This is a genomic window from Methylosarcina fibrata AML-C10 (assembly GCF_000372865.1).
GTDB lineage: Bacteria > Pseudomonadota > Gammaproteobacteria > Methylococcales > Methylomonadaceae > Methylosarcina > Methylosarcina fibrata.
In genome coordinates this window covers 289,065-315,317 of sequence record NZ_KB889965.1, presented here as the reverse complement: position 1 = coordinate 315,317, position 26,253 = coordinate 289,065, and the positions used below count along the sequence as shown (strand labels likewise).

27 protein-coding genes are annotated in these 26,253 nt (G+C 55.1%); 16 read left to right on the top strand and 11 right to left on the bottom strand.

Annotated elements, in window-relative coordinates; translation table 11 throughout:
* Positions 1 to 20: 20 nt before the first annotated feature.
* The 5 genes from A3OW_RS0101575 to fliG all read right to left on the bottom strand — a co-directional run bounded on the left by A3OW_RS0101575 (position 21) and on the right by fliG (position 7,133).
* Entirely contained in the window at positions 21 to 1,355 is a 1,335-nt protein-coding gene (locus A3OW_RS0101575; protein WP_020561678.1) for a nicotinate phosphoribosyltransferase, read from the bottom strand.
* Complete coding sequence (locus A3OW_RS0101570; protein ID WP_020561677.1) at positions 1,352 to 1,957, bottom strand: isochorismatase family protein; 606 nt, start codon at positions 1,955 to 1,957, stop codon at positions 1,352 to 1,354. The genes A3OW_RS0101575 and A3OW_RS0101570 overlap by 4 nt, the downstream gene beginning before the upstream one ends.
* A gap of 90 nt (positions 1,958 to 2,047) precedes the next feature.
* Positions 2,048 to 3,730: an ABC1 kinase family protein gene (locus tag A3OW_RS0101565; protein WP_020561676.1), complete on the bottom strand. Its 1,683-nt coding sequence runs from the start codon at positions 3,728 to 3,730 to the stop codon at positions 2,048 to 2,050.
* Between the two features lie 15 nt (positions 3,731 to 3,745).
* Positions 3,746 to 4,381, bottom strand: coding sequence for a DUF6781 family protein (locus A3OW_RS0101560; protein WP_020561675.1), 636 nt, complete (start codon positions 4,379 to 4,381; stop codon positions 3,746 to 3,748).
* Between the two features lie 229 nt (positions 4,382 to 4,610).
* Positions 4,611 to 7,133: a flagellar motor switch protein FliG gene (fliG, locus tag A3OW_RS26780; RefSeq protein ID WP_020561674.1), complete on the bottom strand. Its 2,523-nt coding sequence runs from the start codon at positions 7,131 to 7,133 to the stop codon at positions 4,611 to 4,613.
* A gap of 612 nt (positions 7,134 to 7,745) precedes the next feature.
* On the opposite strand from fliG, the gene A3OW_RS0101545 reads away from it, so the two are divergent.
* Positions 7,746 to 9,002 (top strand): HlyC/CorC family transporter, encoded by a 1,257-nt coding sequence (locus A3OW_RS0101545; protein WP_020561672.1) that lies wholly within the window; start codon positions 7,746 to 7,748, stop codon positions 9,000 to 9,002.
* 50 nt (positions 9,003 to 9,052) lie between these two features.
* Here the strand turns inward: A3OW_RS0101545 and A3OW_RS0101540 are convergent, their stop codons facing one another.
* Together A3OW_RS0101540 and surE are read right to left on the bottom strand one after the other, a co-directional pair.
* Entirely contained in the window at positions 9,053 to 9,712 is a 660-nt protein-coding gene (locus A3OW_RS0101540; protein ID WP_020561671.1) for a protein-L-isoaspartate(D-aspartate) O-methyltransferase, read from the bottom strand.
* Positions 9,709 to 10,467 (bottom strand): 5'/3'-nucleotidase SurE, encoded by a 759-nt coding sequence (gene surE, locus A3OW_RS0101535; RefSeq protein WP_020561670.1) that lies wholly within the window; start codon positions 10,465 to 10,467, stop codon positions 9,709 to 9,711. The genes A3OW_RS0101540 and surE overlap by 4 nt, the downstream gene beginning before the upstream one ends.
* Positions 10,468 to 10,601: 134 nt before the next feature.
* Here surE and A3OW_RS0101530 point away from each other — a divergent pair, with 134 nt between their 5' ends.
* Entirely contained in the window at positions 10,602 to 11,078 is a 477-nt protein-coding gene (locus A3OW_RS0101530; RefSeq protein ID WP_020561669.1) for a Smr/MutS family protein, read from the top strand.
* 143 nt (positions 11,079 to 11,221) lie between these two features.
* On the opposite strand, the gene truD is transcribed toward A3OW_RS0101530, so the two are convergent.
* The 4 genes from truD to A3OW_RS27555 all read right to left on the bottom strand — a co-directional run bounded on the left by truD (position 11,222) and on the right by A3OW_RS27555 (position 13,930).
* On the bottom strand, positions 11,222 to 12,289 hold the full coding sequence (truD, locus tag A3OW_RS0101525) for a tRNA pseudouridine(13) synthase TruD (RefSeq protein WP_020561668.1): 1,068 nt from the start codon (positions 12,287 to 12,289) through the stop codon (positions 11,222 to 11,224).
* Positions 12,286 to 12,759 (bottom strand): 2-C-methyl-D-erythritol 2,4-cyclodiphosphate synthase, encoded by a 474-nt coding sequence (ispF, locus tag A3OW_RS0101520; protein WP_020561667.1) that lies wholly within the window; start codon positions 12,757 to 12,759, stop codon positions 12,286 to 12,288. Before ispF ends, truD begins: the two co-directional genes overlap by 4 nt.
* A complete protein-coding gene (gene ispD / locus A3OW_RS0101515; RefSeq protein WP_020561666.1) occupies positions 12,756 to 13,448 on the bottom strand; it encodes a 2-C-methyl-D-erythritol 4-phosphate cytidylyltransferase in 693 nt (230 codons plus the stop codon). Before ispD ends, ispF begins: the two co-directional genes overlap by 4 nt.
* A gap of 266 nt (positions 13,449 to 13,714) precedes the next feature.
* Positions 13,715 to 13,930: a hypothetical protein gene (locus tag A3OW_RS27555; RefSeq protein WP_157385763.1), complete on the bottom strand. Its 216-nt coding sequence runs from the start codon at positions 13,928 to 13,930 to the stop codon at positions 13,715 to 13,717.
* Between the two features lie 235 nt (positions 13,931 to 14,165).
* On the opposite strand from A3OW_RS27555, the gene hisB reads away from it, so the two are divergent.
* The 14 genes from hisB (at position 14,166) to A3OW_RS0101425 (ending at position 26,237) form a co-directional block, all read left to right on the top strand.
* Complete coding sequence (hisB, locus tag A3OW_RS0101505; protein ID WP_020561664.1) at positions 14,166 to 14,759, top strand: imidazoleglycerol-phosphate dehydratase HisB; 594 nt, start codon at positions 14,166 to 14,168, stop codon at positions 14,757 to 14,759.
* A gap of 31 nt (positions 14,760 to 14,790) precedes the next feature.
* Positions 14,791 to 15,447, top strand: a complete 657-nt coding sequence (gene hisH / locus A3OW_RS0101500) for an imidazole glycerol phosphate synthase subunit HisH (protein ID WP_026223250.1) — start codon at positions 14,791 to 14,793, stop codon at positions 15,445 to 15,447.
* A 41-nt stretch (positions 15,448 to 15,488) separates the two neighbouring features.
* Positions 15,489 to 16,220 carry a 1-(5-phosphoribosyl)-5-[(5-phosphoribosylamino)methylideneamino]imidazole-4-carboxamide isomerase gene (gene hisA, locus A3OW_RS0101495; protein ID WP_020561662.1) on the top strand — a complete coding sequence of 244 codons (732 nt, stop codon included), beginning with the start codon at positions 15,489 to 15,491 and terminating at the stop codon, positions 16,218 to 16,220.
* Between the two features lie 2 nt (positions 16,221 to 16,222).
* The gene (hisF, locus tag A3OW_RS0101490) at positions 16,223 to 16,999 is read left to right on the top strand and encodes an imidazole glycerol phosphate synthase subunit HisF (RefSeq protein WP_020561661.1); all 777 of its coding nucleotides are present in this window, start codon (positions 16,223 to 16,225) and stop codon (positions 16,997 to 16,999) included.
* Positions 16,996 to 17,388: a phosphoribosyl-AMP cyclohydrolase gene (hisI, locus tag A3OW_RS0101485; RefSeq protein ID WP_020561660.1), complete on the top strand. Its 393-nt coding sequence runs from the start codon at positions 16,996 to 16,998 to the stop codon at positions 17,386 to 17,388. Before hisF ends, hisI begins: the two co-directional genes overlap by 4 nt.
* Positions 17,385 to 17,702 carry a phosphoribosyl-ATP diphosphatase gene (locus tag A3OW_RS0101480; RefSeq protein ID WP_020561659.1) on the top strand — a complete coding sequence of 106 codons (318 nt, stop codon included), beginning with the start codon at positions 17,385 to 17,387 and terminating at the stop codon, positions 17,700 to 17,702. Before hisI ends, A3OW_RS0101480 begins: the two co-directional genes overlap by 4 nt.
* Positions 17,703 to 17,829: 127 nt before the next feature.
* Positions 17,830 to 18,048, top strand: a complete 219-nt coding sequence (tatA, locus tag A3OW_RS0101475; RefSeq protein WP_020561658.1) for a twin-arginine translocase TatA/TatE family subunit — start codon at positions 17,830 to 17,832, stop codon at positions 18,046 to 18,048.
* A 5-nt stretch (positions 18,049 to 18,053) separates the two neighbouring features.
* On the top strand, positions 18,054 to 18,380 hold the full coding sequence (tatB, locus tag A3OW_RS0101470; RefSeq protein WP_020561657.1) for a Sec-independent protein translocase protein TatB: 327 nt from the start codon (positions 18,054 to 18,056) through the stop codon (positions 18,378 to 18,380).
* A complete protein-coding gene (tatC, locus tag A3OW_RS0101465) occupies positions 18,367 to 19,173 on the top strand; it encodes a twin-arginine translocase subunit TatC (RefSeq protein ID WP_020561656.1) in 807 nt (268 codons plus the stop codon). The genes tatB and tatC overlap by 14 nt, the downstream gene beginning before the upstream one ends.
* 187 nt (positions 19,174 to 19,360) lie before the next feature.
* Positions 19,361 to 19,735 (top strand): VOC family protein, encoded by a 375-nt coding sequence (locus A3OW_RS0101460; protein ID WP_020561655.1) that lies wholly within the window; start codon positions 19,361 to 19,363, stop codon positions 19,733 to 19,735.
* A 656-nt stretch (positions 19,736 to 20,391) separates the two neighbouring features.
* A complete protein-coding gene (locus A3OW_RS26165; RefSeq protein WP_232422308.1) occupies positions 20,392 to 22,287 on the top strand; it encodes a fibronectin type III domain-containing protein in 1,896 nt (631 codons plus the stop codon).
* A gap of 772 nt (positions 22,288 to 23,059) precedes the next feature.
* Complete coding sequence (locus A3OW_RS27480) at positions 23,060 to 24,358, top strand: fibronectin type III domain-containing protein (protein WP_020561651.1); 1,299 nt, start codon at positions 23,060 to 23,062, stop codon at positions 24,356 to 24,358.
* A gap of 297 nt (positions 24,359 to 24,655) precedes the next feature.
* Positions 24,656 to 25,246: a D-sedoheptulose 7-phosphate isomerase gene (locus tag A3OW_RS0101435; protein ID WP_232422307.1), complete on the top strand. Its 591-nt coding sequence runs from the start codon at positions 24,656 to 24,658 to the stop codon at positions 25,244 to 25,246.
* 520 nt (positions 25,247 to 25,766) lie between these two features.
* Positions 25,767 to 26,237, top strand: a complete 471-nt coding sequence (locus A3OW_RS0101425; RefSeq protein WP_020561648.1) for a pilin — start codon at positions 25,767 to 25,769, stop codon at positions 26,235 to 26,237.
* Positions 26,238 to 26,253: the final 16 nt, after the last annotated feature.

Below are 26,253 nucleotides of genomic sequence, written 5' to 3'. Positions count from 1 at the left end.
AGCCGGCGCCGGAAAACCGGTCAGCGGGTCTGCCGGTCGACCTGCCTGGCCAGTGCTTGCAGCTCTGCGGAGATCGCGACCGGATACTCCGGCGTATCACTCAATCGGAGCAACGCTTCCGGCAGCCGGTGCAGTTGCTCCCGGCTGTATTCACGGATTTCCTGCAATGAAGGCTTCCGGGAAATCGCTCTACCGCCCTGCATGACCGGGCGCAACAGCGACTCGCCCGCATACGGTGCGCCGTCGAGCGTCACGGTATCGCCCCGCATCTTTCCGTTTTCGTTGTAATTCCGATAAACCTGTTTGCGGCCCGGCCAGGTCGCCTTGCCTTCCGAGCGTTTGCGCCGGGCGATGCCCGCGTATTCCTGAAGTTTATAGACGCAGTCGAGATAAGGCGCGTCGGCCGACGTATCCAGCCGGGTGCCGATGCCGAAGCCGTCGATCGGAGCCTGTTGCCTGAGCAACTGATCGAGCACGTATTCATCGATGCTGCCGCTGGCAAAAATAGTGACTTCCCGAAGCCCGCCCCGATCCAGAATGTCCCTGACTTTGCCGGCGTGATCGGCCAGATTTCCGCTGTCGAGGCGCACTCCCTTGACGTCGATGCCCTGCGCCTTCAGGCGGGACGCCAGGCCGACCACTTTGTGCGCGGCCTGCTCGGTATCGTAGGTGTCGATCAGCAACACCACATTGTCGGGATTGGCCTCGGCGAAATGAAGGAAAGCCAGCTCTTCCTGTTCGTGAGCCTGTATAAACGAATGCGCCATGGTGCCATATACCGGAATGTCGAAAGCCATCCCGGCCGCCGCCGTCGCCGACCCGGAAAAACCGGCCAGATAACTTGCCCGTGCCGCCATCAGGGCGGCTTCTTCACCATGGGCCCGGCGCATGCCGAAATCCACCAGCAATTTATTCCCGGCAATCCATACCAAACGGGCGGCCTTCGATGCGATCAGGGTCTGATAATGCAGCAGATTGACCACCCGGCTTTCCACCAACTGCGCTTCGGGCAGCGGCGCGGTAATCCTGAGGACCGGCTCGTTCGGAAAAAACACCGTGCCTTCGGGCATGGCCTGAACGTCGCCGGTAAAAGCAAACTCGGCCAGACGCTCCAGAAAGGCCGGTGCGAAACGGCGCGTGCCGGCCAGCCAGTCGATTTCCTTGGAGGAAAACCGGAGACTTTCCAGATAATCCAGCACCTGCTCCAGGCCCGCCGCCATCAGATAACTGCGGTTTTTCGGCAGCTTGCGCACAAAAAACTCGAAAACAGCCGTCTCCTCCATGCCCTGCCGATAAAAACCCTGAAGCATGGTCAACTGGTACAGATCGGTCAGCAACGCGCTGTTTTCACTCATTGCAGCCTATCCAACGTCACGGGCTGCGCTCCTTTTGAAATCATTTGCCGGATCGCTTTTTCTCCGTCCTGCGCCTTCGCATTGATCGCCCTGACCGCATCGGTCAGCAATAGGACCCGGTAGCCGAGGTCCAGCGCGTCACATACCGAATGGAGCACGCAATAGTCCGTCGCCAGGCCGCCGATGAACAGACGCGAGACATGCATCCGTTCCAGCAGGATTTTCAATTCGGGGCTGGAAAAAGCGGAATATCCGTCATTGCCGGACTCCGTCCCTTTGGAAAGAATATGGGCCGTCGCAGGAAGATGCAACTCATCGACAAATTCGGCCCCCGTGGAACCGGCCACGCAGTGTTCCGGCCACGGGCCGCCCTGGGATATAAAGGAAGAATGCTTTTCCGGATGCCAGCAGCGGGTGGCGAACACCGGCAATTGGTGCCGGATAAAACACTCGATATAGCCGTTCACGACCGGTACGACTTGATCGCCTCCGGCAACGGCCAGACGGCCGCCGGGGCAAAAGTCTTTTTGCAGATCGGCCACCAGCAAGCCGTCGCCGCCTTGTAACACCACCTTAACCGTTTTATCTCTTTCTTCTTTCATTGCAGGACACTTTCGCCAATCCAGTCATTATCCAGGTTTCCCGTAGCTTGAGGTAAAAACCGAAGGAAACCTACTCGATGGTTTCGCCCGTTACCGGTTTCTGCCGCTGTGCCATATGGAAAGTAACAGCCAGAAACCCGCGATGGCCGCAAAGGTGTAACCCAGAAAGCCGAAAGCGGGCAAACCGAACATTTCAGGTCCCCCTTCCACGGTCATGATGATCGAGGAACCGATAATCAATGCAGCCGTAACGATGCCCATCGTCAAACGGCTGATCGCGACATCGAAGACGTTCGCATAATGCTCCAGGCGCCGCACGTTGATTTCGATCTGAAACGCCCCTTTTCGGGTGGCATGGAGCAATTTGCGCAAATCTTTCGGCAGGCTCGAGATCAAATCGAGGATGCTGACCAGATTACGCCACCCCCGCTTTCCGATGGCTTCCGGCCGGTAGCGATCCATCATCAACGAATGAAGATAAGGCGCGGCGAAAACCAGCGTATTGAATTCCGGATTAAGATGCCTGCCGAGGCCGTCCAGGGTGATATAAGCCTTGATCAGCAGCGCCAGATCGCTCGGCAGGATCAAGTTGTGGTCGCGCAGCAGGGCCATCAAATCGGTCATCATGACGGTCAGGCTCAAGTCCTTGAGCGCCAGCGAGCTGTATTGGTCAACGAAGGCTTCGATCTCGACGATCAGCATCTGCTCGTTGATGTTCATGTTGTCCGACCAATCTTCCAGGATTTCCGCGACCTGGGCGGGCGCATGGTTGACCATGCCGTACAGCAAACTGACGACCTGATCCCGGCGGTCTTCGGTGATGCGCCCGACCATGCCGAAATCGATAAACGCCAGTTGATTGTTGGGCATGTAAAATACGTTTCCGGGGTGCGGGTCGGCATGAAAAAAACCGTCTTCCATGATCATCTTGATGACCGCCCGGGCGCCGTGATCGGCGAGCACTTTCCGATCCAGCCCGGCATTTTCCGCGGCGGCCAGATCCCTTCCCGGAATGCCTTCGATATATTCCTGGACGTTCAGCCGTTCTCCGGTCCACTGCCAATACACTTTGGGAATCTTGATATGGGGATTGCCGGCCAGATTGGCCGCTATCCGCTCGGCATTCCGGCATTCCGCCGCAAAATCGAGCTCCCGGCGCAAGGACTGGGTGAACTGGCGGACGATTTCTTTCGGCCGAAAACGGCGCAGTTCGGGCGATTCGGATTCGGCAATCTCGACAATCCGCTGCAGAAGACGCAGGTCCGCTTCAATGATCCGGCGCAGGTCGGGCCGGCGAATCTTCAGGATCACCGGAGTGCCGTCCTTCAGTATCGCCTTGTGAACCTGGGCGATGGAAGCGGCGGCCAGAGGCTGTCTGTCGACCGCCAAAAAGAGGTCGTCGACCGGCTCGCCGAGATCTTCTTCCAGTTGGCCCAGCAACTCCTCGAAAGGCACCGGCGGGGCCTGGTCCTGAAGCTTTTCGAACTCGGCAGTATAGGGCGGAGGAAACAAATCGACCCGAGTCGCCAGCACTTGGCCCAATTTGATAAAAGTCGGACCCAGTTCTTCCAGGACGCGGCGAATGCGCTGCGGCGTATCGAGCGTCACGTATTCTTCGACGTGCTGCCAATGCAGCACCTTTCCGGCGCCTTCCAGAAGCCGGCCCATGCCCAAAACGCGCACGAAGCTGCCGAAACCGTAACGAATCAGTACGGAAGCAATATCCTGAACTCGGCCGATATCCCTGGCTACGCTAAGCACTTCCCACAGCATCGGAAATGGCCGGGCTTATTTTTTCGTTTGGGACGTCTGCAGGCTTTCGGCGATGCCCGCCAGAATGCCGCTGCCCATCTGGGCCAGAACGGAAGTGACCGTCGCAGCGCCCGAGACCAGCGTGCCGGTGCCTTGGGCCGGCAATTCCTTGAGCGCGTCCAGGGCATTGACCACCTGCTTTCCGACCGCAGTTCCGCTTCTTTGCGCATGGTCGATAAAATCCGAACCGATTTCGGCCATCATGTGATTGCCGCCTCTGGCGATTTTTCCCAGAGTTTCAAAAAACAGGCTTTCCATCGTTTTCAAGTCTTCGGTGGCCTGGTTCAGATCCGACTCGGAAAAGTCATTCATTTTTGAGGAAGCTTCCTGGATTGCCAGTTTCGAGGCTTCCGCAGCGACCGACAACGCATCGTCCAGAGCGGAGGCGGCCTGCCCGAACCGCTCCCTGGCCTGCTCGCCTTGCGGGCCGATGCCGTCATTAATGCCGTGTACGACCGCATCGGCGACCTGGGTGATATTGCTTATACTGAGCTGCCGGTTAGTCAGCGCCTTCAACGTAATGGCCTTGACTTGCTGATAGACGTCCAATCCGGAATTTACCGCGTCCCTTACCGCTTCTTTAACATCGTGCTGCGAATTAGTTTCAGTCATGTTCATGCTCCAGATTAGAAATAGTCGTATGGATCGTTTTCAATTCGAATGTTCGGTTCGAATCCTCTCATTCTACCGAGACCTCTGCCATTTCGTCTTGTTCCCGCCGATATCCCGAAACCGGATCATCCGGGATCTGCATGACTTTATGCTTCACTAACGGGAAAATCGCCGGCTTCGTTTTGATATTCGTCTTTTCGGCCTTTGTTATTTTATGACTGAGTTTCGCTCAAGACAGTTCTTTATTGATGGATAATCTGATTTCACCGGCATCCGCCAATTTCTTGACCGTCTTTACGATCGACTTCCGGGCAAACTCGATTTCGCCCGGATGAGCCGCCGGCGCCATCACCAGGTCTTCGCGCAGCATTTCGGCGGCGCGCCGAGACATGCATTTGAATACCTTTTCCTTCAGCTCTTCTCCGGCTCCCGTCAAGGCCGACAACAGATGGCCGGTCGAGATTTCGCGCAATAGAGCCTGCATGCCCTTCGCATCCAGGTGAATCAAGTCGTCGAAAACAAACATCTTTTCCTGAATGTTTCTGGCCAGTTCGGCATTCCGGTCGGCAATTTCGGCGAGCAGAACGTCGCCCGTTCGGCTGTCGATACGGTTTAAAATACCGGCAGCCGAATCGATACCACCGACCGGCGAGACATTTCTGCCGTCGGCATCCGGCAACCGGTGTCCGATCATTTGATCCAGCTCGCGCAAAGCCGACGGCTGGACTCCTTTCGTGAGAGCGATTCTCGTCAACAAATCGGCACGCAGGTGCTCCGGCATGGACATGATCACTTCGGCGGCCTGTTCGCTGTCCAGCACCGACAGAATGATCGCAATGATCTGCGGATGTTCGTTACTTATCAGATCCGCCACCGAGCGGCCGTCCATCCATTTAAACTGCTCGATGCCCCTGGTCAGGCTGCCCGGCCATATCCGCTCCATTATTCTTTTTGCCTTGTCGTCTCCGATCGCCAAAGTGAATACCTGGCGGATGTAGTCCTCTTTATCGAGAACCAGCGCATTCCGGTTTTTTACCGCAGCGATCAATTCCTCCACGGCCGTTTCCACGGCGCCGGCCGAGACGTCTCTGGCGCCTGCCATCGCGGCGCCGATTTTCTGCATTTCACGGGGCGGCAGGAGCCTGATCACGTCCGCCGCCCTGTCCCTGCCCAGCGACAGCATGACCAGAGCCGCTTTTTCCAGTTGAGCGGCGTCGAACTCGGTCTTTTTCAAATTCAGCATGAGGATTTCCGCCACCCATCCCGCATCGGCATCGACGATCTTCTTTATGTATTCCAGCCGGAGAAGATAATCCGCCGGCGGATCGAACTGCAAAATGGCGACGATATCAGTCGGCAAAGCCCGCAAGGCTTGTTGATACTCGTTCCACTGCTCGCGATCCATGCCGCTGCGCTCGTATCCTCCATGGCCGGCCCATGCCGCATCCCGAATTTTTGCATAGTTTGCCTTCGCCAGACCGCCCAGGCGCCATCCGGGCCGATAACGCCGAAAAGAGCGGATGATTCCCAGCACCAGCAATAAAGCCGCCACGCCGGCAATGATCTGGCTTGCCTTCGGATAAAATCCGGTCCATTGCCAATACGGCAGGTCTTTTGTGGAAAGCTCCGGCTCCTTTTTAAAGGACGCATGGGCCAGGGTTAACTGATCTCCCCGGCCGCTGTCGAAACCGACGGCCTGCTTTACCAATCGGGAAAAACCCTCCAGATCCTTCGGGCTGTAAGGGCGGGCTTTCGTCTTCACATCGGCGGATGCGCTTTTGTTGTCGTCCAGCAGTATCGAAACGAACAATTTGCGCAATACCGGCTTCAGAAGATTTTCGTATTTTACTCTCTTTTCGGCTCGGCCATTAACCGGATAATTTTTTCCGGCTGCCGTCGCGGCCGAGCCGGATTGAACCGAAGGATTCCCTGACTCGGCCACAGGAAAGTTTGCCTCTTCCGCCGACGGTTGGCTTGCCGCTCCCGGCGCCTCCTCGTCGGCAGCTTCCTGAGACGGACCCGATCCGAGAAAATTCAAATCAGCGGTCACCGTCACGCGCACGGCTTCAGCACCCACCAGGGGAGTTAACAGATGGACGGCCCGTTCGGCCAATTGCTCTTCGAGGTTTTTCTTGTATTCGAATTGTTCGGCATTCCAATTGGAATGCCATAGGTTTTCTTTGCTGTTGAGTAATTGGCCTCTTTGATCGACCACGATGACCCGCTCCGGCTTCAACCTCGGCACGCTGGCGGCCACCAGTTGGACCAGCGCCTTAATCTGATAAGGCCGCAGTGCCTCCTCCGGCCGGTCGACGGTTACCGTCACGGAAGCGCTGGGGTCATTCCCTTCCGCCGTACTTCCGTTCGGTTCGGTCAGGGCCAGCAGTACCCTCGCCGTCCGGACGTTGTGGATAACCATGAGCGAATGCGCAATTTCGGCTTCCAACAGCTTGTGGGCTCGTAAGGCTTCGTTCTCTTTCCCGAGTTCGGGCTCCCCATACTTTTCCGTCGTCACGGAAGGATTTGATGGCGAAACCGCCCCGTCCGCGGAGTTGCCCGGTGCCGCTCCGAATCCGGACGCAGCTTTCTCGTTCCGAAGGTCCGTTGCCGACGGGAAAAAAGCGGACGGTTGAAGATGCTCCGCCAAGACGTACGCAACTGCCATGCCCCCGACAAGAACGCCCGCCAAACCGATCAGACGGCCCGCCGTTAGCTGAAAATTTCCTTGATTGGATTGATCGACATTTTTCATGATTACTGCACGCCTGCCAGCCTCGGATTCAAACTATCTTATTGAAGCGCCCGTTCATTTTCCAACCCGGCTTCAAAAACAAAAACGGCCGCAATGGCCCTCGACAATGGCTGCCGGATGAATTTGAAAAGCCGTCAAGCCTCGTGTTCCGCCAGCCGGCTCACGATTAAGGTTAAAAAACGCGTTCCGTAAATCCCGTCGGGAATGGAAAAATTTGATTCCTACTCATCTTCCGTACGCGGCATTAGGAAACCGGTGGACTCCTCTTTAAGTTTAGTCTGAAAACGGGTATGAGGAATGGCCGGCCGCACTCAGCCCGGCGATGGACACTGCCGCCCGCAGATATCCTGGTCTATGAGAGGCACAACGGACGTTAACGGTTGCCGATGGCATAGCCTGAATCAGGCCGGATACAAGAGAAGAATTTCGTCGAATATCCCGGTAAATTTTTAATCCGTCCGATGCATAAAAATATATGAATTTCAGTTAATTCGATTGCTTATTTAAAATGAATTATGGATTTTGCCTTTCTTTAAAAGCACATTCAGGCTTGACAAATATTTCTCTTGATAGAGACTAAGGCGGTTCCAACAACTCAAGAGTAAGCCTTCTTTGAACGATCTACCCCTCGGCACGCTGCTCGGCCTGCTTGTGCTCATGCTCATTCTGTCCGCTTTTTTTTCAGGGTCCGAAACGGCCTTGATGACACTCAATCGTTACCGGTTAAAGCATCTGGTTAAATTAAAGCATTCCGGCGCCATCAAGGCCCAACGCTTGCTCGAACGGCCGGATCGCCTGCTCAGCCTGATTTTATTGGGTAATAATTTCGTCAACATTTTCGCTTCGTCGATCACCACGGTACTGGCGATCCGGCTGTACGGCGAGAACGAATCGATCATCGCCCTGTCCGCGGCCGTGTTGACGATCGTCATCCTCATTTTCTCCGAAGTCACGCCCAAGACGCTCGCCGCCGTCAAACCGGAACTCCTGGCCTTTCCGGCGGCCTGGATTTACATTCCCTTGTTGAATCTTTTCCATCCGATCGTCTGGAGCGTCAATCTGTTCACTCATCTGCTGCTCAGAATGGTCGGCGTCAACGTCAAAAAGAACCATCAGGACATACTCAACAAGGAAGAACTGAAAAGCGTGGTGACGGAAGCCGAAAGCCTGATTCCGATCCGGTATCAGAAAATGCTGTTGAGCATTCTCGATCTGGAATCGGCGACGGTCGAAGACATCATGACGCCGCGCCACGAAATCTACGGCCTCGACCTGGAAGCCTCGCTCGAAGACATTATCGAACAGATCAAAACGAGTCCGCATACCCGGCTTCCCGTTTATAAAAAAAGTATCGACCGGGTCATCGGTTTTCTGCATCTTAGAAAAGTACTGGTGCTCGTCGATCAGACCGATTTCGACAAGCAAAGCATCATCAACCTGCTCAGCAAACCCGTATTCATCCCGGGCAGCACGCCCATGCACAAACAGATGCAGCAATTCAAGCAGGACAAGGTTCGCATCGGCCTCGTGGTCGACGAATACGGCGACGTGCAGGGACTGCTGACCCTGGACGACTTATTGCAGGAAATCGTAGGAGAACTGGTTACCGAAGAGGAGACCGTCAAGAAACAAAACGACGGCAGTTATCTGGTCGACGCCGGCATCACGATCCGGGAATTGAACCGCATCACGCAGTGGTCGTTGCCCACCGAAGGCCCCAAAACCCTGAACGGACTGATCATAGAATTTATGGAGGCCATACCGGACGTCGGTACCGGCATCATGCTCTACGGCTATCCTCTGGAAATTCTGAAGCGGGATGATAACACCGTAAAACTGGTCAAATTCCTGCCGAAAAAGGAGTCCTGACCTTCCGTCCCGGAGGCGGTTCCGCTCCGAACGAGCAGCCAGGAGGCTTGCTATTCCCTGCCCGACAAAAAGGGCACGAAGCTGACCCGTTCCAGCTCCTCAATTTCAAAGCCGTTCTCTTTGCGAACTACCCGTTGAAGCTCCTGCCGGCTGCCTTTTCCGATCGGAATCACCATCACGCCGCCGACCGCCATCTGATCCAGCAGCATTTCCGGAATTTCGGAAGGCGCCGCCGCGACCAGAATGCCGTCGTAAGGAGCGAAATCCGGCCAGCCCCAACCGCCGTCGCTGTGCAGATAGCTGATGTTTTTCAGCTTCAAGTCCCACAAGTGGTTCTTGGCCTTTTTCTGCAGCGGCAGAATTCTTTCCACCGAATAGACGTGGCCGACGAGTTGGGCGAGAATCGCGGTCTGATAGCCGCAGCCGGTACCTATTTCGAGCACTTTCGACAGAGGGCCGAATTCCAGCAACAGTTCGGTCATTTTGGCGACGATATACGGCTGGGAAATCGTCTGATTGAAGCCGATCGGCAAGGCCGTGTCTTCATAAGCCCGGCTTGACAGAGCCTCGTCGACGAAAATATGGCGCGGCGTATTTCGCATCACGTCGAGGATCTTGTTGCTGGTAATGCCTTGCACCCCCAGGCGGGCGACCATGCGCTCCCGCGTCCGCCGCGAAGTCATGCCGATTCCCTGTAAACTCATTTTCATGAATGATTCTCCACAGGAAGCCATTTTCTGATCGAATTGAGGCTCTCGAAACGGGTTAAGTCAATTTGTAACGGCGTTACCGATACGTAACCGCGGTTAACGGCGTAAAAATCGGTTCCGGGACCGGCGTCCTGTTCGACGCCGGGCGGCCCTACCCAGTAAATGGCGCGGCCGCGGGGGTCCCGATTCTTGATGACGGCTTCCGCCTTATGCCGCTGACCGAGCCGGGTCGCCTGATAGCCTTTCAAATCTTTAATAGCCACATCCGGAACGTTGACGTTCAATAAGGTATCCTGAGGCAGAGGGTTTTCGATGAGTTGTTTCAGCAATGTCACCGCAACAAGAGCGGCCGTTTCGAAATGGCCGGGCTCTTCAGTCGAAGCCAGCGAAATCGCCATGGCGGGAAGGCCTAAAAAACGCCCCTCGGTCGCCGCCGCCACCGTGCCCGAATAAATCACGTCGTCTCCCAGATTCGCGCCGTGATTGATGCCGGCAATCACCATCTCGGGCTCTTTTTCCAGCAGACCGGTGATGGCCAGATGCACACAATCGGTCGGCGTTCCGTCGACCTTGATGAAACCGTTGTCGGCCTGGTAAGCGCGCAACGGCATTTCCAGCGTCAGCGAATTACTGGCGGCGCTTCGATTCTTGTCGGGGGCGACCACCGAAATTTCGGCAACCGAGGTCAATGCATTGGCCAGAGCCACAAGCCCTTCGGCCAGATAGCCGTCATCATTACTCAACAAAATATGCATTACCATTCGCCCTGAAGCAGAATAATCTATAAAATCGTCAATATTAGCAACAATAAAATTCAAAATCAGCTTTCGTGTCAAAAAAATTCCTTTCCGCAGCCGACAGTGCGCTTTTTCGCCATTCTATAGGAAAAGTGCGTCCGGTAAATAATGATAAAGTCCTCCTGCAGAATCAAGAAAAACCCAAGCCTCGCCCGAAACAGAGAGCCTTTCACGTCGAGGAGGATTTGATCGGAACGGTTGCGAACGACATCGAAAAACTGGCCCCGGAAGATACGCTGGCCTTTACCGCCCCGGGCCTGCAAAAAAACGTTTTAAAAAAACTGCGCAACGGCCAATTCGGCCTGGACGCGGAAATCGATCTGCACGGACTTTCCAGCCGGGAGGCCAAACGGCAATTGCTGAATTTCCTACGCTCCGCCGTCATCAACGGCTGCCGCTGCGTACAGATTGTCCACGGCAAAGGCTATCGTTCGTCTTCCGACTATCCCATTCTGAAAAACCATCTGAATGTATGGCTCAGACAGCATAAAAACGTGCTGGCGTTTTGTTCGGCCCCCGCTAAAAACGGCGGCGCCGGGGCCGTTTACGTATTATTGCAGTTGTCGTAAAACATCCTAACGGTCATGAATCTCATGCATCGCCCCGGAACATGAAAGTCATCGTAGAGGGAAAGTCCTCGATTCCGCTTCGCTGCCTCGAGGCTACCTTTTCACTCATTGATAACTTTCTCAGTAAAGGAGCCGTTTGTTTTTCAAAGCCCAATGATTTCGCTTAACAGGGCCGTGGCATAACTTCCGGCCGGCAGCCCGAAGGACAGTTCCAGCGCCGTTTCGCCGATGAATTCCCATCGCAGCTCACGTACGTTCACTCGCAAGGGCCTCCGGTCGGCCTCCACCCCGGACCGGACCAGTCCCTCGGCGATTTCGGCATGCGCTTCGATCAATGCTTGTTCGGTCGCCAGCGCGTCCAGGGAAACCTGAACATCTCCCCTGCCCCATAAGGCGCCGCTCGGATGGAGGTTTCCCGCATCGATCCGGGCGATTATGTCCGGATCCGGCTTCTCCGCATGAAAACGGCTGTGCGACCAGTCGAAAAAAAACACGTCGCCGGCGAGGGCCCGGTTCCAGTTTTTTTGTTCGATTCTTCGAGCCAGAATTTGATTGAACAGAAAGGACCGGGCGGCCGACAAATAAAGGCTGCGCTGTTCGCGCCCCGCTTTCGCCCCCCGAAACAGAGCCAGGGCCTGAGCCAGGTTTTGGCCCTCGTGACCGAAGCGCTGAGGCCCGAAATAATTGGCGATGCCGCCGGTCCGGATCGCTTGCAGTCGGTCGTGGGTTGCCTGTTTGTCGCCCCGCCATTCCCGAATGACGAGTTTGAAACGGTTGCCCGCCAAGGCGCCGCGCTGGAGTTTCCGGGCATGACGCAGCGACTGAAGTATTTTCACCGAGTCCGATGCAAAGGCGGTCCAGTCGGGATCCGGTTTGCCCGGCAGCCAGACGCTGAACCATTGCGTCGTGACCGCATGGCGGTCTTTCAATCCCGCATAACCGACGTCCCGCTGTCTGACGCCGGCAAAGCGGGCCAGTTGCCTTGCCACATACTCGGTATTTTCTCCGGTTTTCTCAATGTTCAGAAAAACGTGCTCGCCGGTCCCCGAAGGTTCGAAAGCCAGGCATTCGTCGACTCGAAAGTCTTCCGCCGCCGCCCGGATGACGCCCCGTCCCGGAGGCCGGCCGTACGCACAAGGCCAGACCGGAATGGCCGTGCTCTTCATGCGAAGCAGATCATCCGACAGAACGAGCGCTGAAGGCTCGCTCATTTTTCAATCAATACCACGGCCTGAACCGCAATGCCTTCCTTGCGTCCCTCGAACCCCAGTTTTTCCGTAGTGGTCGCCTTGACGTTGATGCAATCGATTTCCGTCTGCAGATCGTCGGCAATGCATCGGCACATGTCGGCGATGTACGGCGCCATTTTCGGTGCCTGCGCAATGATCGTGATGTCGGCATTGACCAGCCGATAGCCTTTTGTCCGGACGACATCATAGACGTGACGCAGCAGCACGCGACTGTCGGCGCCTTTGAATTCGGGATCGGTATCGGGAAAATGCTTGCCGATGTCGCCCAGGGCCGCGGCTCCCAATAAGGCATCGCTTAAAGCATGCAACACCACGTCGCCGTCGGAATGCGCTTCCAGGCCTCTTTCGTAAGGAATCCGGACCCCGCCCAGAATGATGTGGTCACCCTCGTTAAATCGGTGCACGTCGTAACCTTGTCCTATTCTGATCATTGCTGCTCCAAATAAAATTGCGCCAGGGCCAGATCTTCGGGCCGGGTAATCTTGATATTGTCGGGCCGGCCTTCGACAATCCTCGGATGAAATCCGGCAAGTTCCAGCGCGCTGGCTTCGTCGGTCACCGCAGGATTCCCTTGCGCCGCTTCCAGCGCCTTCTTGAGCAGGCCGTAGCGGAACATCTGCGGAGTCAACGCGCGCCAGACATGAGATCGATCCAGCGTGCCGGCAATGCGGTTTTCCCGGACATGTTTCAGCGTATCGTGCGACGGCAGGGCGAGAATGCCGCCGACGTCTTCTGCGGTCAGATGATCGATCAGCTTGTTCATGTCTTCTGCGGTAATGCACGGCCGGGCGGCATCATGGACCAGCACCCAATCCTCGTCGGTAGCCCGGTCCCTGAGCGAATTCAGCCCCGACAGCACCGAATCGGCGCGTTCCTTGCCGCCTGGAGTCGTAACAATGGCCGGATGCCGGGAAATTTTCAAGTCCGGCCAATAAGGATCTTCCGTCGAGACGGCTACCGCGATGGCCTCGAAAATGCCGGTAGACAGAAGCCGGGTTAACGTATGCTCTATGACGGGAGTTCCGGCCAGTTCAAGATACTGCTTGGGTCTGTCCGACTGCATGCGTTTGCCGACGCCCGCCGCCGGCACGATGCCCCAAAATCTGCTTGTTCGAGTCATTTTTTCGTATTAATCAAGAATTAAATAGCTTGCCTGAAGGATTGGAATGGCTTGACCGTCGTTCCGGAAGAAAGCGGGATAACAAAGATCAAAGGTCCGTTCCTTAGGGATACGGAAGGGAAAACCGCGGAAATTCGCCTATCAGATTACACAATTCCTGCCACTACGGAAGGGCCGTCAGCCGCCGGTCATTATACCGGACAAAGCGAAAATGGATGAGAGGATTTATTCGCCGTTTCGCCCGGCTAAGGAAGACCTGCCAGGTTTCAGAAACCTGGCAGGTCTATCATTGACTCGATCGCAGGCAAGACGCTTTCATCGAATTCATCATGGCCCGTCAGGACATTGGCATCGCCCAAATGAAAAACGGAAAAAATAAAGCCCCGATACATACGAAATGTACCGGGGCTTAAGCCGCCTGGTTGGCTTGGGGCATCCTTCCATGGCCACGTCCTGTTGTTTCTATCAAATCCGTTTTCCATTTCGGCGACTCCTTAAGCATTGCAGAAAAGTTCAATAATAAAAGTCCGCTTAATCGTAAATTCGTGTCGGCCGATGCCGAATAGAGTGTAATAAAATAATGACATCCCGCGAGTTATGGAACGAAGCCCGGCTGCGCCCTTCCGGAACAGTCCCTCTTGCGGATAACAACAATCGATGCAATTCGGAATGACTTCATAGTAAAATGGTGCATTATGCTCACCAACGAATGTCGACATGGTTCAACGTACGGCCCAAATAGAGCGAAATACGCTCGAAACTCAAATCAGCATCAAAGTCAACCTGGACGGCACCGGTAAAGCCTTGTTTTCCACGGGCGTTCCTTTTCTCGATCACATGCTGGATCAAATCGCCAGGCACGGCCTGATCGATCTGGAAATCGACGCCAAAGGCGATCTGGAAATCGATGCCCATCACACGGTGGAAGATATCGGCATTACCCTGGGCCAGGCGTTTGCACGCGCGCTCGGCGATAAAAAAGGCATCGCGCGTTACGGCCATGCCTACGTTCCTCTGGACGAAGCTTTGTCGCGCGTTGTCGTCGATTTTTCCGGCCGGCCGGGATTGTTTTATCAGGTTCAATTCCCCAGAGCGACGATCGGCAGCTTCGACGTCGATCTGTTTCGTGAATTTTTTCAAGGCTTTGTCAATCATGCGGGCGTCACTTTGCACATCGATAACCTGAAAGGCGCCAATGCCCATCATATTGCCGAAACCATTTTCAAGGCAATGGGGCGGGCGCTGCGCATGGCCGCCGCCCACGACCCACGAATGTCCGGCATCATGCCGTCCACCAAAGGGTGCCTGTAACTTTTTTCCTCTCGACCTATACTCTACCGTTATGTCTTCTGTTGCTGTTATCGATTACGGGATGGGCAACCTGCACTCCATCGCCAAGGCTCTTCAGCATGCGGTTCCTGCCGCTACGGTCATCTGCACTTCCGACAGAGATGCCATTCTCAACGCGGACCGCATCGTTTTTCCTGGCGTCGGCGCCATAAGAGATTGCATGAACGCGTTGAATCAGGCCGGCTTGTCGGAAGTCGTACAAAAAGCCGCGCGCTTGAAACCGTTTCTGGGAATTTGTCTGGGCATGCAGGCTCTACTGACCGAAAGCGAAGAAAACGGCGGCACCGCCGGTTTGGGCGTCTTTTCGGGCCGGGTCGTGCGCTTTCCGGATCACTTGCAGGATGCCGACGGAAATACGCTGAAAATTCCTCACATGGGATGGAATCAGGTCCACCAGACGCCTCATCCTTTATGGCACAACATTCCGCAGAACAGCCGTTTTTATTTTGTGCACAGTTATTACGCTCAACCCGAGGATGCTTCCGTGGTGGCCGCCACGGCCGACTATCCGGAAGCCTTCGCCTGCGCCATCGCGGAAGACAATGTTTTCGCCGTGCAATTTCATCCGGAAAAAAGCCAGGCAGCCGGTTTGCAGTTGTTGAAAAACTTTTTAAACTGGGATGGACAAGTTTTGGTCGCCAACGACTGACCGGATTGTTTTTAGTTATTCGCTATTGAGGATTTTGAAATATGTTGCTGATACCTGCAATCGATTTGAAAGATGGCAAATGTGTCCGCTTGCGGCAGGGGCGTATGGACGAGGATACGGTTTTCTCCGACGATCCGGTTGCCGTCGCCGGCCGATGGGTTGCCGCCGGCGCGAAAAGATTGCATCTGGTCGATCTGGACGGCGCTTTTGCCGGCAAACCGAAAAATGCAGAGATCATCACCGCCATCGTGAAGGCTTTTCCCCACGTTCCGGTGCAGATCGGCGGCGGCATTCGCGATGAGGACACCATTCAGGCTTATCTCGATGCCGGGGTCGAATATGTCATTATCGGCACCAAAGCGGTCAATGCGCCTCATTTCGTCAGGGACATCGCCATGGAATATCCAAGGCGCATCATCGTCGGGCTCGACGCCAAAGACGGCAAAGTAGCCATTGACGGCTGGTCCAAACTGTCCCGTCACGACGTGATCGATCTGGCGCAGCATTTCGAGGATGACGGCGTGGAAGCCATTATCTATACCGACATTTCCAGAGACGGCATGATGTCCGGAGTAAACGTCGAAGCCACGGCCAGGCTGGCGCGGGCCATCCGCATTCCGGTGATTGCTTCCGGGGGAATCACCAATATCGACGACATCCGGGCCCTGGGCGCCGTTGCCGGCGACGGCGTCATTGGCGCCATTACCGGGAGAGCCATCTATGAAGGCACTCTCGACTTCGCCGAAGCGGAAAAACTGGCGGAGACTTTTTAGCCATGGGTTTGGCAAAGCGCATCATCCCCTGCCTGGACGTCGATAACGGCCGCGTCGTGAAAGGCGTTAAATTCCTCGATATCCGGGATGCCGGCGACCCGGTCGAAATTGCCCGGCGTTACGATCGGGAAGGCGCGGACGAACTCACCTTTCTCGACATTACCGCAACCCATGACGACCGGGAAACCATGGTGCACGTGGTCGAGCAGGTGGCCAGCGAAGTGTTCATTCCGCTGACGGTGGGCGGCGGCATCCGAACTCTGGACGACATTCGCCGGATGCTCAACGCCGGAGCCGACAAGGTCGGCATCAACAGCGCGGCGGTGGCCAATCCTGAATTCGTCTACGAGGCCGCCCAGCGTTTCGGTTCCCAGTGCATCGTGGTCGCCATCGACGCCAAAAAAGTCAGCGCCGGCAATGAGCCCGACCGATGGGAAATTTTTACCCACGGCGGACGCAAACCCACCGACATCGAAGCGGTCGGCTGGGCGCAAAAAATGGTGGCCTACGGCGCCGGGGAAATCCTGCTGACCAGCATGGATCGGGACGGCACCCGGGAAGGCTTCGATCTGGCGCTGACCCGCGCCATCAGCGAAGCGGTAACCGTACCCGTCATTGCCTCGGGCGGTGTCGGCTGCCTCGACCATCTGGCCGAAGGCATCCTTCAAGGCAAAGCCGACGCGGTGCTGGCCGCCAGCATTTTTCACTTCGGCGAATACACCATACGTCAGGCGAAACAGCATATGGCGGCTCGCGGCATCGAGGTGCGCCTGACATGACCGACGCCTGGCTGGATGCAATACGCTGGACGGAAGACGGTCTGGTCCCGGTCGTCGTGCAGCAGAGGGACAGCGGAAAAATCCTGATGTTCGCCTGGATGAACCGGGAGTCGCTCAGTTTGACGGTCAAGGAAGGCTATGCCGTTTATTGGTCGCGGTCGCGCCGAAAATTATGGCGCAAAGGCGAAGAGTCCGGACACCGGCAAAAAGTAATCGATCTGTTGCTGGACTGCGATGAAGACGTCATTCTGTTAAAAATTGAACAGCAAGGCGGCATTGCCTGTCATACCGGTCGAGAAAGCTGTTTTTACCGGCGCCTGGTCGACGGTCAATGGCAAATTGCAGAACCGGTATTAAAAGATCCCGAAACCATTTACACAAAGTCATGAACGACGTCTTACAGCAATTAGCCAACATTCTGGAGCAGCGGAAACAGGAGCCGGCCGAAAAATCCTATGTCGCCAGCCTTTATAGCAAAGGACTGGACACCATTCTCAAGAAAGTCGGAGAAGAAGCCACGGAGCTGGTCATCGCCGGCAAAGGCGGAGACCAGGCGCAGATTATCTACGAAACGGCCGATCTGTGGTTTCATACCCTGGTCTTGCTCGCGCAGCAAAACTTGAGCCCGGACGATGTATTGAACGAGCTGGAGCGCCGTTTCGGTTTGTCGGGGCTGGAAGAAAAAGCGCGGCGGAAATCCTAGCTCGCCAGGATTCGTCTTTCTGTGCCCTGAGGCAATCCGAAGAGATCTCCTCGACCGAACGAACGATCCGGCATAGGAAAAAAGGAGACGGCCTTCGTCATTCATTATTCATCAAGTGGAGTTTAATATGGGCATCAGCCTCAGTGAACTGTTAATCTTGCTCGTCATCGTCATGGTGCTGTTCGGCACCCGGCGTTTGCGTGAGGCGGGCTCCGATTTGGGCAGCGCCATCAAAAGCTTTCGCAAGGCCATCAAAGAAAACGACGACACGAAACCTTCGTCCGATTCTGCCGCCGATCAAGTCATCGAAGGCCGGGTCGTTTCGCGCCATCATGAAAAAAATTAACCGTTATGTTTGACATAGGATTTTCCGAACTTTGCCTGGTCGCTTTGGTCAGTTTATTGGTGATCGGTCCGGAACGGTTGCCCAGGGTCGCCCGGATGGCGGGCTTCTGGATCGGCAAGACACGATCCATCATCGCTTCGGTCAAGACGGAAATCCGGGAAGAACTTCATGCCGAAGAACTGCGCCAAGCCTTGAAACAAGAATCGGGTATGAAAGAATTTCGGCAATTGCTGGATGAGGCGACCGACGCGGCGCACGCCATTCAATCTTCGGTCGATACGGTAAAAAGAGAAAGCGCTCAACAGATTTCCGGTCCCGATGAGTCAAAATAATCACGAAGAGCACGCGGAACAACCGTTCATCAGCCACCTGATCGAATTACGCGACCGAATTCTGCGCGTCGTTTTCTGCGTATTGGTGGTATTTTTGGCGCTGGCTTATTACGCCAACGACATTTACGCGCTGCTCGCCGGCCCGTTGATGAAGCACATGCCGGCCAACAGCACGATGATTGCCATCGAGGTGGCCTCGCCTTTTTTTACGCCTTTTAAACTGGCGCTGGTCGTTGCCGTTTTCATTTCCGTTCCGTACATTCTGTACCAGTTCTGGGCTTTCGTCGCGCCCGGCCTTTACAAACAGGAACGGCGGCTGATCCTGCCGCTGCTGATCGCCAGCACGTTGCTGTTTTATCTGGGCGTCGCCTTTTCCTACTTCGTGGTCTTTCCGCTCATCTTCGGGTTTTTAACCGCCGCCGCTCCGCCGGGCGTGGCGGTCATGACCGATATCACCCAATATCTGGACTTTGTTTTGACGATGTTCTTCGCCTTCGGGGTTTGCTTCGAAGTGCCCATTTTGACGATCGTCCTGGTTTGGGCGGGGCTGGTTACGCCCCGGGAGCTTGCGGAAAAACGGCCCTACGTCATCGTCGGCGCCTTCATCGTCGGCATGGTGCTCACGCCGCCCGACGCCATTTCGCAAACCTTACTGGCCGTTCCGATGTGGATGCTGTTCGAACTGGGGCTGCTCAGCTCGCGCCTGTTCGCCCGCAAACCGGAAAGCGCCGATCCGGCCGGAGGGCTAATAAAAACCTTGCCTGATGAGATCGATTCTCCGAAGCACAAGTGACGAGCTTCGTTATCACTTCGAAGCCTATCGGGATCTCTCTCACCCATCGGATGCCGGACAAGCTTCTCTATCCGCGGCCAACCAGTGCCCGTAATAGCCCGACTGCCCTGCTCGTAATCTTATCCATTATTTACAAAAATACCGGGAAAGGTATAATCTTCGGATTGATTCAAATAAACTCACCCTCATGGCCATCCATTTTATTTCCCTCCATCATGCCAGCATTATGGTCGCAGATACTGCGACCTCCCTTGCCTTTTATCACGGAGTTTTGGGTCTGAAGCAGATCGAGCGGCCCAATCTGGGCTTTCCGGGAGCGTGGCTTCAGGTCGGCTCCCAGCAAGTTCATCTGCTGGAACTGGAAAGTCCGGATCCGAAAACCGGCCGTCCCGAGCACGGCGGCAGGGATCGTCATTTCGCCCTGACCGTAGTTTCGCTGGCGCCCGTTCTGGAATCCTTGAACAGAAACGGCATTCGTTACAGCCTGAGCAAATCGGGGCGTCAAGCCCTGTTCTGCCGGGATCCGGACGGAAATGCCGTGGAAATCATAGAACAACCGTAAACACTTCCTGTATTTTCATCCAGGACAAAGCCTATCCTTCAGGCCAAGTCTTCCGCAGCCCCTATCTCAGCCGTTTTATGCCAAAAATCGAAACGGCTTAACGATTTTTGGCGCTTCTTTGCCACGCCCAGCCGCATTAAGCAAAACCTGACTCTCGACAATCGGATCCGGCGAGCTGAAATCTTTTGGACGAGCGGTAACCGAAAAGACGCTCCTTCAAAAAATCAAGAGAATGAATCCAAGAGCATCGGACAAGGGAAAATAATAAATCCGGATCCCGTATGCCCGGCATTTTAAACTTAAGGCAAAGGCATTTGCTTCACACCCGCTACCGATCGGCTCCGGCAAAATCCTGTGATTTGCCGCTTATACTGAACGCCAGATAAAGGAAGGCAAGACCCTATTTTTACCGAATTAATCGGTCTCTGCGGCTCAACCGTCCTGTTAACGAAAATTATTTCTTTTAATCCTGCCTTAAGAATTCTGTGACAGACTGCCTTCGTCTCCGAAACGCTTCACCTGAAAAAGGAGATTCCTCAAATAATCTTCCGATTATTTGAGGAAAGAGTTTGATGTAGTACAGCAAGTAGTAAAAACCGGAATCTGCACATTACGGACGATTACTTTTGTTCATTTATAATCAAACGAGAAAAATTATGAAGTATTCAATGTTCCATGCCCATTTGAAACATCAAAATACAGGGGTAATTTTACATATATTGATGTGCCTTTGTCTATCCGGAATCCTGAGCGCTTTTCAGATTAATTCGGCACAGGCCGCCATTCGGCCTCCCCGCGACACGCGGCCTCCCACCGTCCCCAGCGGACTCACGGCAACCGCAGCCTCTTCTTCACAGATCAACCTGAGCTGGACGGCTTCCACCGACTCGTCGTCGGGTGTTAGAGGCTACAAAGTATACCGAGGCACCACCCAGATTGCGAACGTCACCACCACGTCCTTCTCCAACACCGGTCTTGCCGCCAATACAAATTATCAATATTCCGTCGCTGCCTACGATCGGGCCGGCAATACGTCGTCGAAATCGACGTCGGTCAGCGCGACCACGCTGTCGAATTCAACCGACACTACGCCGCCTTCTACTCCCGATGGACTCACCGCATCCGCCATTTCTTCTTCCACGGTCAACTTGAGCTGGACGGCGGCCACCGATAACGTGGGCGTCAAGGGCTATACCGTCTTCCGGGACGGCAGCCAGATTGCCAGTGTGACGACGACCACCTTCACCAATAACGGTCTTTCCCCCGCCACGAGTTATCAATATACCGTCCTGGCTTACGATGCCGCCGGCAATAACTCCTCGGAGTCACAACCCGTCAGTGCCACTACGTTGGAAGGCGGCTCGGGCGATACGACGGCGCCGACCGTTCCCACCAACCTCAACGCTACCGCGACTTCTTCCTCGGCAATCAACTTGACCTGGACGGCTTCCGAAGATGCTGTGGGCGTTACCGGTTACAAAATATTCCGGAACGGCAGCGAGATAACGACCGTTACCGGTACTTCCTTCTCCAATACCGGTCTGACGGCCAGTACGACCTACAGCTACACCGTTTCGGCTATGGATGCGGCCGGCAACGAATCGGATCAATCGCAATCCGCCAGCGCAACAACGCAGTCAGGCGGTGGCGGCGGACCGGCTGCCGGAGTTCCTGCCGGCATTTATTCGATCGACAATGTCGTGGACAAACCCTTTGTCGACGGCGTGCTCATCCGTATTCACTGGAGCCAGGTGGAAAAAACCGAAGGGACGTATGACTTTTCCAAGATCGCCACCACCGTTAAAAAAGCACAAGCCCTGGGACACAGCGTCACGTTGGCTACTATAGTCGCAGCCGATCCCACTTGGCTGGCCGCCAAGTCGGAGACCTACAACGACCCTCAGTTCGGTCAGACGATCGTTCCCTGGGATACCACGATGCTGTCCGCTCTCGAGAAACTGACCGCAGCCCTCAGCGTCTATCAAATCGACGGCGTGCCGTTAAAGGATCATCCCACGGTCAAGCAGGTCGACGCGCCCATCGGCGGCATTCAGTCCGTCCGTCTAAGACAACTGCCTTCCGGCTATACCGCCGATAAACTCAAGGAAGGCGTGTACCGCTCGGTCGGCGCCTGGGCCACCGCTTTCCCCAACAAGCACCTGTACGTGGGATTGTTCGGCATACAGGACAACATCAGCAACCCATCCACCGCCGACGACATCCGCGACACGTTGCTGGCTCAGTACAAAAATGTCAGTTTCTTCCAGGAAGTACTGTCCGGTTCGGCGCCGAACGGCCCATTGGGCGATGTTCTGGAACCTGCCGTTGGCAAAACCGGCATCATGTTCCAGGCTTGCGGCGAATGGTCGAATCAGGGAGCATGGCCCCAGTGTAACTTTCCGCAAGGAGACACCCCGAGCGCAGGTATTGCTCACGGTTATAACGACTATGGCGCGACTTATTTCGAAATCTATGAAAATGATTTGAATAACAGCAGCTATGCGTCTCAGTTCCAGCAATGGCACGATACGTTGGCTCCGTATCTTCCATAAGTCCTGTTCCTTTTTGGGTCATCCCCCAGTAGCCCCGCGCGCTCCATGAGCGCGCGTTTTTTTTGCTTCCGGACGCACTAACCGGCAAATGGCAGAGCCGGCTTCATCACTATTGATAAAAAGACCTGCCGGGTTTTAAAACCTGGCAGGTCTTTTACTGGCCCCGTCCGGACAAGGCCTCGACCTTTCTATAACGTTCTTCCGAGTGTCACCGAAAGGAAGCTCCCGAGTGGTGCGCTCTATTACGGCAAATTCAAGGCAAAGGCACCGCCTGGATTATCGTGTTTTGCCGACCGGCGGGTTGAACTGACGAAAAACGGCACTGAATGCCGGTTTACAGGCTTAACGCCATCCCCTGCCGGCCAAAGTTTCTGTACCGCCCTCCGAACAGTCAAAACACCCATACTCTGCATGAATACTGGCCTTCCCTATCAGAGCGGCTCCAACGGCAAATAAATACGGCAGAATTCCCTTTCTTTTCGTTCCCGGTTCTTAACTTTCATTTAAGAAAGCCATGGCACACTGTACCCGTCTCCAAATTATTCCGCCCGGGATAAATAAGGAGAGTTCTCAAATAACTCTCAAGTTATTTGAGGAGAATCAACTCAGTAATAGGACCGGAAACTGCACATTGACGGACGATTACTAAAGTTTATTTCTATAAAACCAAACGAGAAAATTTATGAAGTATTCTAAATTCCATGCCCATGGTAAACCTGGAATTACCGGTTTAATCTTAAAAACATCGATTTCTCTATGTCTGGCAGGGGCTATGGGTATCGCACAAGTCGGTACCGCACAAGCAGCCCGGTGGGGCGGTGGCGGTGGCGGTGGCGGCCGGGGAGACAATACCGCCCCGACCGTTCCAAGCGGACTCACGGCAACCGCCGCTTCTTCTTCGCAGATCAATCTGAGCTGGAAAGCTTCCTCGGACTCGGTCGGAGTCAAAGGCTACAAAGTATATCGGGGCGGCACCCAGGTGGCCACCGTTTCCGGCACCTCTTTTTCCAATACCGGCCTTTCCGCCAGCACGACTTATAAATACACCGTCGCCGCTTACGATGCGGCAGGCAATACGTCGTCGCAGTCCTCATCGACCAGCGCCACAACGTCTTCCGGTTCAAGCGGCGGTGGCGGTGGCGGTGGCGGCGGTGGCGGCGGTGGCGGCGGTGACGTTGTTTCCGGAGCCCCCGCCGGCATTTATTCGATCGACAATGTCGTGGACAAGCCTTTTGTCGACGGCGTGCTGGTTCGTCTTTACTGGAGCGAAATCGAAAAAACCGAAGGCAAATACGATTTCTCCAAACTTGATTCGATCGTTCAGAAAGCCAAGTCGGCAGGCCAAGGCGTCAGCGTAGCCACCATGGTCATGGCGGCTCCGACCTGGCTGGAATCGAAGTGTACGACCTATAACGATCCTCAATTCGGCAAGACCATCGTGCCGTGGGATACCACGATGCTGTCCGCTCTGGAAAAACTGATCAGCGCTCTGAGCACGCATCAAATCGACGGAACCGCTACGAATGCTCACTCTACGATCAAGCAGGTTGACGCGGCCATCGGCGGCATTCAATCCGTGCGGCTGACCCAGTTGCCTTCCGGCTATTCCGCATCGAAGTTCAAAGACGCCGTGAACCGCTCTGTCAGCGCCTGGGCCAAAGCCTTCCCCAATAAAAACATTTATGTGGGATTGTTCGGCATTTCGGACAATGTAGACAATCCGTCCACCGCCGACGATATCCGCGACACGTTGATGGCTCAGTACAGCAACGTCAACTTCTTCCAGGAAGTGTTGTCCGGCTCGGCGCCGAACGGCCCGTTGGGCGACGTGCTGACGCCTGCCGTAGGCAAAGCCGGCATCATGTTCCAGGCTTGCGGCGAATGGTCGAATCAGAAAGCCTGGTCCTGGTGTAACTTCCCGAAAGGCGACACCCCAAGCGCAGGCATCAGCCATGGTTACAACGATTTCAAAGCCACCTATTTCGAAATCTACGACACGGACTTGAACAACAGCAGTTATTCGAGCCAGTTCCAACAATGGCACGATACTTTACAACCATACATTCAATAAGTTCTTACCTTTCCCAGGGGGCAATCCCCTAACCTTGCGCGCCCGCAACGGGCGCGCGTTTTTTTTCGTCGGACCTTGATGCGGAACCCGGCCTGCTTCGAATGAAAGCATGAGTCACCGCATCCCGGCCTGATGGTCTATAATTGGCAAAAGCCCGGCCGCCGTTCGGCCAATCCTCATGGAGAAGCCCTATTCAAACGAACGAACCGAACTTTGCCCCAGGATGGATTCCGGCTCCATGCCGGACCGCCTCGGGTTTTTTACCTTTCACTAATCGATTTCAGCGAGGAATTTCCAGTGCCAGCTTTTAACGACTACGCACACAAAACCATCGAGACGTCCTTTGCTCAGCACGAAGCGTTACTGAGCCGCTGCCTCCAGGAGCTAGCCCCGCTCATCATCGACGCCGGACGCGCCATCCGTTCGACTCTCAAGCAGGGCGGCAAAGTGATGTTCTGCGGCAACGGCGGTTCGGCTGCCGATTCGCAGCACATTGCGGCCGAATTCGTCGGCCATTTCATGAAAGAGCGCGGCCCGCTCAACGCGATAGCGCTCACCACCGACACCTCGATCCTGACCGCGGTCGGCAACGACTACAGCTTCAACGACGTGTTTTCCCGGCAGGTCCGGGGCATCAGCAAACCCGGCGACATCCTGGTCGGCATTACCACGTCCGGCAACTCGCAGAACGTCATCGAAGCGGTTCAGGCCGCCAAGAAATGCGGCTGCAAGACCATTGGCCTGCTCGGCCGGGACGGCGGCAAACTGGCGCCCTTGTGCGACATCAGCTTCATCGTGCCGTCGAACGAAACGCCGCGCATCCAGGAGATGCACATCCTGATCGGCCACATCCTGTGCGATCTGCTGGAAGAAGAATGCGAAGATTGACCGGCTCTAGCGCAGCCGGAGCACGATAAACTCCGGGCAGTTTTCCAAAACCGATTCGATGCTGTCATTCAACGAGACGGCATCGGATGCAGTCCCGCTCTCCGGGTTTCCGTTTCCATTCAATCAATGCTCCGCATTTCCCTGGAAAAGTCCCTGCTCCAGCGGTAGGGTATGCACCGCATACCTTCTCGAAAGCCTGATCATTCGGCAAGCTTTGAAAGGGTATGCGATGCATACCCTACAGATCTTTTTCGCAAAAAAGGAAATTTTCCCAAACGGTAAGAGCCCTGGAAGACTGACAAATAATGTCACAAACAGACATTAATCCGTAAGAAGAAACGGAGACCCCGGATAAAACCGGTCCGGAATTCGTACCGGCCGGCAGGCATCAGCAAAGCTGGACACGGGCATACAACGCAGTTTGCCGCGTTTTTCGACGCAACGTTTCGACTGATTTAATACCTGGCACGCATCCTGCATCTACCTGACTGACCACTAACCAGACCAAGAGGTATCTCGCATGAAAAACAATCACATCAACCGTCAACAAGGTTTTACCCTGATCGAATTAATGATCGTCGTCGCCATCATCGGCATTCTGGCGGCGGTCGCGATTCCGGCCTACAAGGATTACACGACCCGCGCCAAGATGTCCGAAGTTTTGGTGATGATGGAACCGGCCAAATTGGCGGTGTCGGAAACCGTATCATCCATGGGCTCTCTGGCTGCCTTTATCACTGCGGGCGGTACTGGCCCTGTGGCAGGATATAACTTCCCAGGCGATACCCCCTATGTAGATGACATTGTGGTTGCAAACGACGGCACCGTCGTTACAGTCACCGCAACCTCCTTGGTACCTGGCGCACAGGGTCCTGTCGTGCTGACTGCAAGAGAAGTAACCGGAGCTGCTGCCGGCGTAGGCAGCGGTCAGCTGACCTGGGCCTGTACTTCAACCATCGACGGTAAATACCTGCCCTCCAATTGCCGTTAATCCTGGGACGACAAGG